This is a genomic window from Telmatobacter bradus, from assembly GCF_048629425.1.
GTDB lineage: Bacteria > Acidobacteriota > Terriglobia > Terriglobales > Acidobacteriaceae > Telmatobacter > Telmatobacter bradus.
Map to the genome: position 1 here is coordinate 82,531 of NZ_CP184533.1, position 14,500 is coordinate 97,030.

The 14,500-nt window shown below is 55.4% G+C and carries 10 protein-coding genes and 1 pseudogene; 1 reads left to right on the forward strand and 10 read right to left on the reverse strand.

The window, feature by feature from the left end:
* Positions 1 to 373 precede the first annotated feature (373 nt).
* Positions 374 to 2,755: an RHS repeat-associated core domain-containing protein gene (locus ACOBR2_RS21300; RefSeq protein ID WP_420240058.1), complete on the forward strand. Its 2,382-nt coding sequence runs from the start codon at positions 374 to 376 to the stop codon at positions 2,753 to 2,755.
* 715 nt (positions 2,756 to 3,470) lie between these two features.
* Here the strand turns inward: ACOBR2_RS21300 and ACOBR2_RS21305 are convergent.
* The 10 genes and pseudogenes from ACOBR2_RS21305 to ACOBR2_RS21350 form a co-directional block, all read right to left on the reverse strand.
* The gene (locus ACOBR2_RS21305) at positions 3,471 to 6,467 is read right to left on the reverse strand and encodes a Tn3 family transposase (RefSeq protein ID WP_420237746.1); all 2,997 of its coding nucleotides are present in this window, start codon (positions 6,465 to 6,467) and stop codon (positions 3,471 to 3,473) included.
* A gap of 54 nt (positions 6,468 to 6,521) precedes the next feature.
* Positions 6,522 to 7,157 (reverse strand): recombinase family protein, encoded by a 636-nt coding sequence (locus tag ACOBR2_RS21310; RefSeq protein WP_420240059.1) that lies wholly within the window; start codon positions 7,155 to 7,157, stop codon positions 6,522 to 6,524.
* 170 nt (positions 7,158 to 7,327) lie between these two features.
* Positions 7,328 to 8,842, reverse strand: coding sequence for a methyltransferase domain-containing protein (locus ACOBR2_RS21315; protein ID WP_420237744.1), 1,515 nt, complete (start codon positions 8,840 to 8,842; stop codon positions 7,328 to 7,330).
* 14 nt (positions 8,843 to 8,856) lie between these two features.
* Positions 8,857 to 9,507 (reverse strand): PadR family transcriptional regulator, encoded by a 651-nt coding sequence (locus ACOBR2_RS21320; protein WP_420237743.1) that lies wholly within the window; start codon positions 9,505 to 9,507, stop codon positions 8,857 to 8,859.
* A 619-nt stretch (positions 9,508 to 10,126) separates the two neighbouring features.
* Complete coding sequence (locus ACOBR2_RS21325; protein WP_420240062.1) at positions 10,127 to 10,462, reverse strand: helix-turn-helix domain-containing protein; 336 nt, start codon at positions 10,460 to 10,462, stop codon at positions 10,127 to 10,129.
* Positions 10,443 to 10,820 (reverse strand): type II toxin-antitoxin system RelE/ParE family toxin, encoded by a 378-nt coding sequence (locus tag ACOBR2_RS21330; protein WP_420240136.1) that lies wholly within the window; start codon positions 10,818 to 10,820, stop codon positions 10,443 to 10,445. Before ACOBR2_RS21330 ends, ACOBR2_RS21325 begins: the two co-directional genes overlap by 20 nt.
* A 167-nt stretch (positions 10,821 to 10,987) precedes the next feature.
* Positions 10,988 to 11,551 (reverse strand): recombinase family protein, encoded by a 564-nt coding sequence (locus tag ACOBR2_RS21335; protein WP_420240063.1) that lies wholly within the window; start codon positions 11,549 to 11,551, stop codon positions 10,988 to 10,990.
* Between the two features lie 146 nt (positions 11,552 to 11,697).
* Complete coding sequence (locus ACOBR2_RS21340; RefSeq protein WP_420240064.1) at positions 11,698 to 12,309, reverse strand: recombinase family protein; 612 nt, start codon at positions 12,307 to 12,309, stop codon at positions 11,698 to 11,700.
* 79 nt (positions 12,310 to 12,388) lie between these two features.
* Positions 12,389 to 13,595, reverse strand: a pseudogene (locus ACOBR2_RS21345) (TniQ family protein).
* A complete protein-coding gene (locus ACOBR2_RS21350; RefSeq protein WP_420240065.1) occupies positions 13,592 to 14,500 on the reverse strand; it encodes a TniB family NTP-binding protein in 909 nt (302 codons plus the stop codon). Before ACOBR2_RS21350 ends, ACOBR2_RS21345 begins: the two are co-directional and overlap by 4 nt.

A 14,500-nucleotide genomic window follows, 5' to 3' on the forward strand; every position in this document is an offset into this window, starting at 1 on the left:
GTTGACTTATTGCATAAATAGTAAACTTGCATGGTTACCTGGACGTCCTTATGCCATTAACTATTGACAAGCACCAAGTCACCGGAGATACTTCCCAGACAAGAAATATTCTTGTTTTACTCCTGCGCATTCCCACCGCCTCGACGACGAACTGAACAGGGACCACCGCACCTCGCCGGTTTAACCGACGCACAAGGAGACTCTTTCATGACTAAGACAAAGTTTTTTTTGCGGTAAAGCTGTATCTGTCTGGATTTTCTTTTTTTTATTTGCTTTTCTCTGTGCTGTAGCGCAAGGGCAAAGCTCATCCGGCACAACAGTTACTTTACAGAGCAGCATTCATACGCGGGCTTCATCATCCACATGGGCACACATGAAAGCAGTGGGAAGTGCTCGGCAGTTTCACGCAGGTTCCTCGAAAGTTGAACGAACCTACGACGCGCAAGGACGGCTTACCAAGATCCTCGAGCCAGACCAAGACGGCAATCTGACCATCGAGACCGAATATACAAGGAATGCCCAAGGTACGCTGACACAGATTGTGCAGCACGGCCAAAAGGGCGATACGCCACGCATTCGTACTTTTACTTACGACAAGCTGAACCGTCTGATCTCTTCCTCAAGTCCAGAAAGCGGCGTGACCACCTACACCTACCGGCAGGACGGAAAGATCGTCACAAAAACCGATGCGCGCGGTATTATCACCAGTTACACATGGGACCAGAAGGGAAACCTGGTAGGAAAGCAGTATTCCAACGGTGATCCATCGGTCGTTTATGTCTATGACGACAAGACGGGAAAGCTTTCCGCGTCTTATCTCGACACGTCTAGCGGTCCTCGCGCAAAACGCACCTATTTTTACAATGACCAAGGAACATTGGATCATCTGATCCAGCAAGGAAAGAATAACTACCACGTTTCGCTCACGTACGATACCTCAGGACATACGAATGAAATTCACTATCCAGACGGGCGTGTCGTTCTTTTGCTCCGAGATGACAAAGGAAAACTCAGCTCGATTACAGATGAGGATGGAACGGTATATCTGTCCAAAGCGCAGTTCAGCGCATCAAACGCGTTGCAAAGCGCTCAATTGGGAAACAACCTGACAGTTGAAACCATCTTCAATCGCCAGGGAAATCTACGCAATCTTCGCGTTCTACGGTGGGGAGACCAGTTCGTTCTCGACAAGCATTTTTCCTACACAAAGGACGGAAGTATCGCCCGCCTCAAGGACGCGCTCAATCCTGCAAGTACCCTTGCCTATAGCTACGACAATCTGCTTCGCGTCTCTGGATATGCGGAACCCAAACGAGAGTTAAAGCACGGTTACAACTATGATGCCTTCGGCAATATCGATTTGAAGGACGACCTTCCATTCGCACAGACCTACGATGCCTCGAACCGCATCGGCGCTGATTCCGGCCTCACCTACGATCAGGCCGGTGAGATGACCTTCGACGGTTCACATCAGTACCAGTACGATGCCGAAGGGAGAATTTCTCAGGTCGACAACGGGGCCATCCGCTATGTTTACTCTGCAGAAGGAGATCGCCTCCAAAAGAGAATTGGCAAGGCCGTTACGGAAGAAGTGCGCTTAGGGAACGACCTTCTGGCAGAACGCGCCGCCAATGGCACCTGGACGGACTACCTGTACGCTGCGGGAAGGCGCATCGCGGCAATACGCGGAACTGGGGTAACCTATTACGTTGCCGATCCACTCGGTACCACACGAACAGAATTCTCTGCGTCAGGTGAAGTCATTGCCCAAAGCGATGTTTCTCCCTTTGGGCAAACCATTCATTCCTCTGCCGCTCAAGCGATTCCGTTCACAAACGGCGAGCAGTACGACCCTGAAACGGGCCTCAATAGCTACAAATACCGCAGCTATAATCCTGCGTTAGGCCGCTGGATGTCTCCCGATCCTTCCGGCGAACGCTACGCCAACTTGAAGAACCCACAAACACTTAACCTCTATACCTACGTCGCAAATAACCCCTTAAAGTATACGGACTTACTAGGTCTAATGCAGTGCGATAGCTGCGGAGATCAGCAAGGCGGAGATGGCGGTGGTGGCGGTGGTGGCGGTGATGGCGGTGGCGGTGATGGCGGTGGCGGTGATGGCGGTGGTGGAGATGGCGGTGGTGGAGATGGCGGTGGCGGAGATGGCGGTGGCGGAGATGGCGGATCATCTCCGGTAGTAGATAACCCCATTCCGCCAAATCCGAATGATCCGCCACCGCCTGGATATAACCCAATTGCACACGACCCAGATGGAAATATCATTTACCAGAACGCCAATGGTGACTATTACGTAGGTCTTCCCCAGAACATAGATAATGGTTCAAATAACGGATCTCTAGATTCATCAAATATCTTGCAATACACCGTAGCTAGCATCGCGGAACTTCTCGACTTCGGCGTAGCTTATGCAAACTGGGGAGATCCAAATGAACGATTTTTCGGAACTCATTACTGCGGTCCGGGTGGAGGAGGAGTCGAAGTAAACCAACTAGATCATTATTGCCATGTACACGATGACTGCTATGCACAAATAGGTGTAAAAGCGTCAGCAAACGTATCTCCGGGCAGTGTAACCTTAACTTCGGCGCAGGTAAATGGCTTGACCGCCTGTAATCAAGCGCTAGCGAATGGCGCTAAAAGTCTGATTGGGAAAATTGCGGGCGCAGACTACATCTACTACTGGATGATAGGAGATTTCAAATTCTTGTACCCAGGTACAGCTGCACAATAAGAGGAAACAACAAATGAAAAGTGTGATATTTGTCATCTCAAGCATGATGATGGTCGCATACGTGATGTATCGGGGTTTCACAACTTTCTTCATTCTCCCCTTGGTAGCGTCGCCATTTAGCCCCATTGGTATACGGTCTGTTCTGCTCACTCTGTTTGCGGCAGGTGTGACAGTGCTCAGCTTTACACGCTGGAAAAAGATCGCTACATGCCTAGCCGCTGTTATCGGTCTGGTTGCGCTTGGCTTATGGTTCCGTATCACACTGGTTGCGCCTGTGTGGACTCGAGACTACTTTATTGGGTTCGTTCTTCCGGAGGTTTGCTTTTCACTCGCGAGCCTCTGCAAGTGGTGGTCGGACTTACCCGACGGCTTGTACTCAGGAAGCCATCCCCGAGTTAAACCCGAATAGAACTTTCGCGATAGAGCACCGGCCTTTCAAAACGTGGCTCTACGAAAACGCCTGCCCGGATAGAGCACCGGCTTTCTAAGCCGGTGCTCTATTCCAGTTCCTTGCTCCCCTCAAAGTCCCAAGCCGATGTCATAGCTCTGTTCGATCTCCGGCGCGATCTCGTGTTGTGGCGTGACGGCCTGCTCCTGCTTCTGTTCTGGCTTCATCTCCGGTGCAAGCGCACTTTGGTGCGAGACCTCATGCCCCAGAGCGGCACCCAACTTGGGGTTCGAGGCGCAGTGGAACGGAAAACCGGGTTAAGGATTTTCACGAGTTGGCGTCCTCTGGATTGCGCAGTGGCCGCAATTCTCCTTTGGCCACGGCATCCGGCATCAAAAATGAATACCTACCCAGCATGTTGATGTTTTCGTGTTGCAGTGGCGATAGACGGCAGGCATCTTCGTCCTTCACGGGGCATCCATCCGCTCGCAGTTGATTCAATGCGGCCTCGATGTAGATGGTGTTCCAAAGCACAATCATATTGAGTACCAGACCAAGTGCGCCCAGTTGGTCTTCCTGGCCTTCGCGATAATTCTGGCGTAGTTCGCCGCGTTTGCCATGGAAGACTGCACGAGCAACGCTGTGACGGCTTTCGCCGCGGTTGAGTTGAGTCAACGTGGCTCTGCGCTTGGCTTCGTCGTCAATATAGGTCAGCGTGTGCAGGGTTTTATCGATACGACCGAACTCTGCAATGGCCTGCGCCAGCCGGGTAGGCCGGTCGCCAACCTGGAGTGTACGCATGATGCCGGTGGCTGGCACCCGGCCGAGTTTGAGCGAGCCAGCCAAACGGAGCATATCGTCCCAATGCGGTGCAATTTTCTGCAAACTGATGTGATGCGCTGAGGCTGAGTTGAGCGAACCGTAATCGGCCTTCTGATCTATCCTCCAGAACCGTGAGCCGCCAACGTCGGCCAGACGCGGGCAGAAGCGGTAGCCGAGCAGGCGGAACAGACCGAACACCACGTCGCTGTAGGCGCCAGTGTCGGTCATGATCTGCGTGGGTTGCAATTCGGTCTGCTGTTCCAGAACCACGGCCAACAGGATCAGGCTATCGCGTAGCGTGCCGGGCACTGTTATGTCGTTCAGTCCTGAAAACTGATTCGACATCAGGTTGTACCAGGTGACGCCACGGCCGATGCCGAAGTATTTCGGGTTGGGCCCGGCATGTACAGTTCGCACCGGAACCACGAAGCGCATGCCATCCGCAGAAGCGACTTCTCCACCGCCCCACAGATTGGCCAACGCAAGACGGCTTTGCGCCGCTACCAGCATGGCGTTGGCTGCCGTCAGTGTGTCGTCGCGGATGTAGTTTTGGTCTACCCAAGACAGACGGTCGCGCTGAAGCGCCGGCACATCGCCACGAATCAGCGGCTCGATCCCTGTATTGCAGGCTTCCGCCATCAACACCGCGCAGAGGCTGATGTGCAGGTCGGTTGCCCGTGCCGTGCGCTCCGAGATATGGGTGAAGGCATCCGTAAAGCCGGTCCGCGCGGCAATCTCCAGAATCAATTCCGGCAGATCGACACGGGGCAACATGCTGGCCACTTTGTTGCGTAACTCAATTAATGAAGCGGGCTCGTCCAGCTTATCGAAGGGACTGAGTATCAGTTCGTTCTTATCTCCGACTGTTTCGAAGCGTACTGCTGGATTGTCCGGCAGTCTGGCTGCCACGACACGATAGGTGCGGTCCAGCTCAGCGGACAAGGCATTCAGTGTCGGTGTGGGGTCTGCCGTCAGTCCCAAGGTCCGGCATATGATCGGCCGAGTGGCCTCCCATTCAGCGCCGTCGAGCAGGCCGGCGCGGGGATCGGCAAAGCGCCAGCTCTGTGGCACGAATACGTCGCGCCGCTTGAGCGCGGTCTGCAATTCGTCCAGCACACAGAATGTATAGGCATGGAAGTCAATACTTCCGTCTTCGCGCAGAACATGTCGCTGCCAGGGCTTGCGCACAACTTCGAGCGGGGCGTCCGAGTCCGGCTTTTTCACTGCGATATTGGCATGTAGCCAATCGATGGCGGCGGCTACCGGTCTGCCCGCGACGTTCGCGTCAAAGTGCATGTGTTCGAGCAGGGTTGGCAGATAACGGCGCACCGTTCTGTACTTGGCATCCAGCTCCCGGTAATAAACATCGTCGGCGGGCCGGATCAGGGTGTTCACCCCGTGAAGTGCCAGGGTAAGTGTGTCGCGTGGAATCTTCTCAAACAACTTGGCGCGCACCTCGGTATCCGGCAAGTTGGGGTCGAGCATCATCTCGCAGGCACAAGCCAGCGTAGCTGCGGCTTGATCCAAATCTTTCAGTGTGCGCAGGCGTGCTTTCTTGTCGGCCTTGATGGCATCGCCGAACAAGTCACGCAGCAGAGCTTCCAGTACTTCCAATGCGTCGTCCTGTGCCGTGGCTTCGAGACAATACACGAAGGCGACCAGAGTGGCCAAGCGGCGTTGATTCGGCAAACGAAGCACTGCGCTGACCTTGGCAGCTCCTGCGAACCGCGCCAATGCTGCCATTCGGATCGCTGGTATCCGCGCTACTGACGGCAGCACGATGCCCAAGTCACGCACCGCACGCAGTCGCAGGAGAGCCTTGACCAGCGATGGACCACTGACCGTCAAAGGGCCAGCGCGCAGGCGATCAAGTTGTGAACTGCGAGTACCTGCAGGCACGACCAGCAGATTCTCCAGCCTCTTCTGTTGTTCAAAGCCAACGCCGCTGGCAAGCGAGCGCCACAGTCTTTCCTCTACCCGGCTTCGCAATCGCGCTATGTAGCGTTCCAAGGTGCTACAACCGGGCAGCAGCACCTTATGCATCACCAACCAGGTGATTGCTCGCTCGAATAGCACGCTTGGCCGGTCGGTACCAGTCCAGCAGAGTGCATAGAGCCAGCGGGTAAGGCGAAATGCCGCACGCTGCTCGGTAATCTCAACGTATCCGTAAGACTCTCGAATCTCCGCCGCATGTAGCCAGCGTTGCTCACCTGTGCTGTAGGCTGATGTGCCATTCATAGGATCGAGGTGTAATTGCTTGACCAGCGTGTGCAGTACTGCGCCCGGCACTGTCATCGGATCGTCCAGGAAGATGCCGAGGTAACGCACCGTGCTTAGTTGTACGGCGAAACCGAGCCGATTGTGGTCACCGCGCTTTTTTGCGATCCGAGCATGGTCGGCATCGTCCAGATGGAAGTAGCGGGCGAGGTCTTGAGACGACGGCACTCCGGTATAACGACCGTAGTTCTCGCGCTGTTCTGCTGAGAGGAAACCGACGGGCATCGTTCTTTCCTTCCTTGTCGGGAACTCTTAGATTCAACAAGAGGACATCACTCCCTACGCACCACCAACAACTTTGGAGTTCGCCAGATGCATCGCCCATATGCGTTTGACCTGACTGGCGCTGCACCCAGTCAACTCGACTGTTCGCTTGATGGTTTGGCCCCTGCTGCGAAGCGCAACAATGCGTTGGTGGGCCGCAGTATCTGGCACGCGACCGGCGTATTTGCCTGCCGCTTTGGCAAGCTGGACGCCCTGACGTTGCCGTTCGCGGCGGATCTCATAGTCTTCGCGGGCCATTTGCAAGGCCAGCTTCAAAAGCAGATCCTGAACAGTCTCCAGAACGATTTTTGCGACACCATCGGCATCGGCCGCAATGTCGGAGAGATCGACCAACCCCGGCACCGCCAGCTTCGCTCCTGTGCCCCTGATCCTGCTCACGAGCTGTTCGGCCTCGGCCAGAGGCAGTCGGCTTATCCGGTCGATCTTCTCGGCGACGACCACCTCGCCGGGTTGCAGGTCGGCGATCATGCGCAGCAGTTCTGGTCGGTCGGCGCGAGCACCCGAGGCCTTCTCGCGGTAGACTCCGGCGACATAGTAACCAGCCGCACGGGTGCTTTCCACGATGTCTGATTGACGAGTGAGATCCTGCTCGTCGGTGCTGACGCGCAGGTAGAGGCGAGCGATTCTCATAGGAGCTTGGCCAAGTTGGGTATACATCAATTGACCAACTCTAAACCATGAGGCCAAGAAGCACGAAAGCCATATCTATTTGGCCATCGGCAATTTGGCTATCCTTCTTGGCCTCTGGCAGGCTTGGGAAGCTGTTCTCTGAATAACAGCGGAAAATTTCTGCACAACGATCACACCCCACACGAACAGTCGACCTTATCCACTTCCAACGCAGCATCTCCCGAATCGCCCTCTCTGGGTTTTCGAAAGGTCAGCGCGTAGAACATGCCGTTCTTCAGCGATTCGAGGTGCACTTCTTGCATCTCGGGCGGCACAAGACTAATGGGAGCGCTGACCGGTTCCTTGCGGTTCTTGTAAAAGCTACCGAGCCCTTTTTCATAAACTTCCTTTACATGCTTTTCGGATTCATCGGCGATGAGCAGGAGACTTCCTGGCTTGGCGACGCGAATCATCTCTCGGATGGCTTGGGCGCGGTCGTTGAAGAAGTTAATGCCGCCAACATGAAACACCACATCGAAGCTGGCATCTACAAAGGGAAGCGTCTCAGCATTGCCGAGGAAAAGATCAGCATCCATCCCCCAGCGGCGCAGATTGACTTGGCAGTTTGCCAGCATCTCGGGCGACAGATCGAGGCCGGAGAGTTTGACCCCGTGGGGCAGATATTTGAAGTTGAGTCCGGTGCCCACCGAAGTCTCCAGCACCGAATCGCCGGGCTTGACCTCCAGCAGACGCATGTAACTGAGAAAATAATCCTCCAGGTCGAATCCTTTGAGCGGACTATATACGCGCTGAATGTCGTTGTAGAATCCGCCGATGAGTTCGTATAGGTGGTTGTATTTGCCGTTGTCGCCGGTAAGATCTTGTGGCTTGAGAAATCTCGGAATGCCGCTCAGTACCGGGAAGCTTTCGCCTGCATTACTGACCAACGCCTCATCCCCCGGTTCGCCGGCCACTTGCAATGTCTCTCCGGTAAAGGGGCTTTGCAGTCGAGCAACAGCCTCGCGCCGATCAGCCCAACTGCGTTCGGGGAGGGGATGAAAGAGCGCCCAAACGGCTAGGAACAACGCGCCTCCGAAGCAGGCGTAACCGGCGATTGTACTGTTTCGGAAGGCCATGGGCAGCGCGACGCCGGTGAAGCGACCGATCAGTTCGAGGGCCATGGCAAGAACGAAGCCTGCGCCGAGGAAGGCGGTCGTGGCGCGCGATTCGCGGTTCCACATCCATACTAGCGTGGCTGCAAACCAAGCTATAAGAACCGTCTTCGGTCCGGCCTGTGGAACCACGCCAGCGTGCAGTGCGACAACAAGCGCGGGGATGGCAACCGTCGCCAGCGGAAACGGCAGCGTGGAGAAAAATCCCGCCAGACGGGGACTGACCAGCCGGTGAAAGGTCAGGGGTAAAATGGCCAGCACGGCCGTTAGCAAGGCCAATACCAAGTAGCCCATTGCTTGCTCCGGAGCGTTGAGTGGAAATTTGCGCCAGTTGACGACGAGACCAGGAAAGAAGGTGATTGCGAGCAGCCAGAGAAAACCCCGGCGCGGCTTCTGCGTACCGACAAACCAGACGCCCGTGATCGGGCCGGTCCACGCGCCCACCACGGAGAGAAAATTGCCGGCAATGAAGAGGCTGACGACGGCCCAGGCAACAATCTGAGAGGAGCGGTCAGAACGAATGGTGGAAGGCATCTTGCGGTTCTCCTTTAGTAAAGTGCGTGAGGCTTGTGCGTCCGGGGTGCAATTTTCACGAGTTGATCAGGACTCTTCGTGATCGTTTCTGTTTGCTGAGCGGGCGTAATTCCGACGGCTTCCATCGCAGTGAGTTGGGCAATCGCCGACTCGCCCCATTCGAGCGCGGCGCGGGTCATGGCCATGCCAAGGTTCAGGGTCAGCATCCAGTAGGGCAGGTGAGGGTTTTGCGATTGCTGCTGATTGGCGGCTTTCTCAATGTCTTCAAACATGGCCATCGACTGTTGGTTCCTGCGTTGCAATTCACGCACGTGCTCGAGTGCCACGCCTGGCGTCGCCTCACGGCCAAAAAACAACTTGAGCATGAATTCATTACGCGGTGGATCGTTCTGAAAGGGCTGAGACAGCCACTCGCGGAGACAGAGACGCCCAGTATCGGTCAGCGTATACTCCTGCCGTTGCTTGCCCGGGCCAGAGGTCGACTTGCTGGGCAGAATCAAGCCTTCTGCTGCCAACTGCTTCAGGGTCGGATAGATTTGCCCGTAGCTCTCACCCCAAAAACTGCCGAAGTTCTCTTCAATTGCCTTGTGAAGATCGTAACCAGATTTGTTGGGTTCGATAGAGAGCATGCCGAGGATGACATAGGCGGTTCTATTGTGCTTCATACATCTTCAAGATATATCTAACAGATATAAAGCTCAAGAAAATTCATTTTCTTATTGGGGAGTGGTCTCTCCGATCAGTGAGCTGCTTCAAATCGCGCCTTCAAAGCCGCCGAAATGAGATTGTCGGAGAGTTTGGCGTCGAAACGCATACAGCTACGCTGTCTGGGTTCTGAGCTTGCTTAACCCGGTTCTCCGTTCCACTGCGCCTCAAACCCCACCCTCTACAACAGTCCACCGCCCATTGCGCGGCGGCTGCTCACCACGACATAGGGCATTCAATGTGAAGAGGAAAACCCTGTTGATTCTGCAAATTATCCACGGCCACTTTGGAGGATGAATCCACGGCCACTTTGGAGGAGATAGGCCACGGCCACTTTGGAGGAGAATCCTATAGTTAAACCTATAGTCCTTTTCCTATAGTTGCTTTACCTGAACCTGTTGAAAAATCCCAAATGATCGGAATAGAACAAAAAGGTGCGCCCATGAGGCGGTCAGTTCGCTTCGCTCACACCCATTGGGAGGGCGTTGAGCGCCCCTCCCAAACCCACCCCGCCAAAAAGCAAACCCCTTCCCGTTGAAGAGGAAGGGGACGGCTTCTTTTCTATTGCCAATAGTCCTGTCAGGCCACGGCTAAAGTTCGATGACCCACAGAATCGGCTGCGGGAATTAATTTAATTTCGATGTTGTAGCCCAGGCGATTCAAACATTCCATCAACTTACGTTCTGAAAGATTCGAAAAATCACCGCGCATCAATCCAGATACCTTTGCCTGTGAAATGCCCATCCGGCGACCGGCTTCTTCCTGGGTGAGGCCAAAACGCCGCACTGCCCGGCTGATTTCAATGACCAGGCCGGACTTGATCTTGAGTTGCTCTGCATCGGGAAGCCCAAGATCGGCAAACACATTGCCGGAACTCATTTCTACTTCGATACTGTCAGGAATTCGCTTTGCCATGTCGTAGCTCCTTCGCCACGGCTTCGGCTGCTTTCAGCCGAGCCTGAATGATGTCCATGTCTTTCTTCGGCGTCGAGATACCGCTCTTACTCTTTTTCTGAAAACAGTGCAGCACGAACACTGCCTCTTTGAACTTGATCGTATAGACCGCTCGGTAAGTCCCGCCTGAGTCGTCTTCGACGACCTCCAGAACTCCGGCGCCGCCAAAACCTTTCAACACCTTAGCGGCCTCGTGTTGCTCGCCGTTTTGAGCAAAGTGAAGGCTATGGCCAAAGAATTTCCGTACATCGACGGGGAGTGCCATCAAATCCTTCTTGCTGCTCCCGAGCCAGATCAGCGGTTTTTCTGAAGAACTCACCATACGACTATACCAGTAATGGTATAAGATCGTGTATTAATTTTTGCTCTCCGGCTATTTTTGCCCAACCCCTCGAAAAGGTAAAATTGGCATTCCAGTGGGGTCCATAAGGCAAATATCCATCCTGGTAACTCAGGGTCTTTGGAACAATTGGACGAAAAGTCCGGTTAAGGATTCTGGGGTCTCTTGGTAGCCAGAATCCGATAGACTGTCGCTTCGCCGATGCCGAGCTGTGATGCGACAGCTTTCCGGGTGAGCCCTTCGGTGGCCAGTTTCAGAACGTTGTGTCGCAGGTCTTCCGCGATGGGTTTGCGCCCTTTGTAACGCCCTTCCGACTTGGCCTTGGCGATACCTTCCCGCTGCCGTTCCAGCATCATTTCCCGCTCGAACTGGGCGACCGCTCCCAGCATTGTCAGCATCAGCTTGCCGGTGGGAGTCTGGGTGTCCATGCCGAGGTTCAAAATCCGCACCCCGACCCGCTTGCTCTCCAAGGTTTGGAGAATCGCCATCAGATCCAGAACCGAACGTGCGAGCCGATCCAGTTTGGAGACGACGAGTATGTCGCCTTCCCTGACGTACTCCAGGGCAGAGCGAAGTTGGATTCTGTCGGCGACCGAGGAGACCTGCTCCTGAAAGGTCTTTTCGCAGCCGGCCGCGGCGAGTTCTCGCAATTGAGCTTCAAAGCCAGCGTGTTGATCCACTGTGGAAGTGCGGGCGTATCCGACGATCATTTTTCCATCACGAGAGTCATAGACATTGTGATAGCCTTTCTATCAAAATACAATACCGACTTCAGTGAGAGCTATTTTACGGGATTAGACCTTCCCTCTGTCATTTTCAGAAGATGACTGCACTAAATGTCAGAAGTCGATAGCACTCATCCAGCCAACAGTTTTGCACCGTCCGCACGCAACTCGCCTTTCGGTGACAAATGCCTATAGAGTGTCTGCCGTGTGATGCCGAGTTCCTTGCACAGATCGCTGACGCTGGTTTCGGTCCTTTCCATGGAAGCTTTGGCCATGCGCAGCTTGGCGGACGTCATCTTGAACGGGCGGCCGCCTTTGCGTCCGCGTGCTCGCGCCGAGGCCAGTCCTGCTCGCGTGCGTTCGGCAATCAGTTCGCGCTCAAACTCGGCCAGCGCGGCAAAGATGCCGAAGACCAGTTTTCCGGCGGCGGTCGTTGTGTCGACGGCGGCACCGTGTCCGGTCAGCACCTTCAGGCCGATGCCGCGCCCGGTCAGGTCGTGAACCGTATTGATCAGATGACGCAAGTCGCGCCCCAGTCGATCAAGTTTCCAGACGGCCAGCGTATCCCCTTCGCGTAGCGCCTTCAGGCAGGCTGCCAAGCCGGGGCGGTCCTCGCGCCTGCCAGACGCTTGGTCCTCATAGAGATTCGCCGGATCGACACCGGCAGCAACCAGCGCATCGCGCTGGAGGTCGGTAGCCTGGGAACCATCCGCCTTTGATACCCGCATGTATCCAATTAGCATGTGCCATCTCCGATGTGTCACATATACGTTCGATTACGTGACAGCATGAATCGGCAAGTTCTGGCCGTCGAAATCTGTCTCATAACCCGTTATTTAACTTATGACATGAAAAAGGGTTCATTGGAGTCATAATGTGACAAAAAATCCAGAGGAATTCGCATCTCGAAAAACATGGTGCGCAAATGCTCGAGAGACGCGGGATCTCGCCGTCCGTAGGATGCTAACGCGAACAAAGAACGCGCGGTCTCAGGGTCGCGCCGCGCTGCGACAATCGCTTCGTTGATCGCTTGCATGGCTTTCTGCCAGTGGTTGATAAGTTTCTTCTGCTGCATATCGGCTGGCAAGCCGGTGGTGAATTCGATCTGCGGCTCTTGCAAGAACAACTCTGCCTGTTCTCCGCGTGGAGCCAACTCTCCCGATTCGATCAGGTGAATTGCGGTGGCGGCAGCCTCCAGCATTTGCAACTGCACGGCAGAGTCCAGAACTTCATAGGAGCGCCACATACTTTGTCCAGCACGCAGAGGGTGTCCGCAGCGTTCCCAAACCGAGCGGATACTTTCACCGCAAGACCCACATTGCGATAGCGGGGTGTTCAGTTCCTCCAGCAAGGTGCGCAGCAGCCGGAACCAAAGACCGGCATGGATGCGCCTGCGCGGTAACTCGACATAGCCAGTCGTCAGTGCCTGCCAGGTGCGCCGATCCATCGCCGCAATTGCGTTGGTGGCCATGCGTGGTGAAGAACCGGTGTGCTCCCATCCGAAAAAATGTCCGGGGATTCCCAAATAGAATTCCAGGCAACAACCATGTATAGGGCAACTCAGCATCAAGGGCAGCTTCCACACAAGCAGCATGGCTTGATTTGCCGGATCATTCAGGCAGCGTGGGCACGCACGATGGATCGGTTGGCCGGACAGCCACGCGCGCCAGCTTTTGAGCGATCTCCTCTTACGGCGAAATCTCGGAAGCAATACGGATAGTTGGAAGGCATAGGTTTCGAGAGCGACCGGAATACGATCATCGAGGCTATCCAGCAGCCACGGCACCCAGCCGGCAAAGCTCATACAGCGCAGTTGATCCAGATCGACGCCGCTTCGTTGAACCAGCAGTGTCAGCAGGGAGATCGGTGGCGCGGTATCCAGGTCATCGATCTGGCCGTGACCGAGATCGTGTTCCAACAGGTCGCGTATGTCCATCTGATAGCAAGCGGCGATGCGGTTGAGCCACGAAGACAAGGCTTCGCCTTCCCTGGGTGCCGGATGCAGGGGCCAGCGCGGCATGGGCGTCACATCAGTTCCCTCTCGAATTGTTTGCGCCGCTCGCTGGGGCCAGTGTATTCGGCCATGCTGAGTGTGCGATGGTTGATGGCCTCTTCGCCGCTTTCCACGGCGGCGATGGCCGCCGCCATGAGCAGGTGCGCCATTTCGCCGATGGTCCCCTCGCTGCGTGTGAGCAGATAGAGGGCCATATCCGGCGTGGCGATTGGGGAATGGTGCCGCAGCGGGAGCGACGCGGCGAAGCTGGCCAGCAACGAACAACAGTCCTCGTCGGCCTCCCACGGAGGCAGCATCATCGGCTCGAAGCGGTTTTCCAACTGGTCGTCCGAGCGGATGGCGAGATACGCATCGCGCGTGCCGACCCCAACCAATGGAATGCGTAATTCGTTGCCGAGAAAACGCAGCAGGTTGAGGAACTCGCGCCGGTTGCTGCTGTTTCCGGCCAAGATGTTGTGCAGTTCGTCGATTACCAACATGCGTACGCCGACTTTTCGCAGCAACGCCAGCGCCAGATGCTCCATTTCCGGCAACCGCGGACGTGGGCGCAACGGCGCTCCCATGGCGGCCTGTAGCGCAACATAGAAGCGAATCACAGACGGTTCGGATGGCATCTGTACGCACAGCACCGGGATGTGTTCCTGGTCCGCATCGGAACTGGCTGGATGGGTGCGCCGGAATTTCTCGACGATCATAGACTTGCCGTTGTTGGTTGGGCCAACCAGCAGAAGGTTGGGCATCCGTTGTTTGGTTGGCCATGTATACAAAGCCTCCAGACGATTCAATGCTTCAACGGCGCGCGGATAGCCAATCCAACGATCAGCACGAATGCGTTGGATGCGCTCGTCCGCTGGCAGCCGGGCCACTCCCTGTGCGGCTGGCAGCAGATGAGACAAGTCGATGATGGGATATTCGTCCAC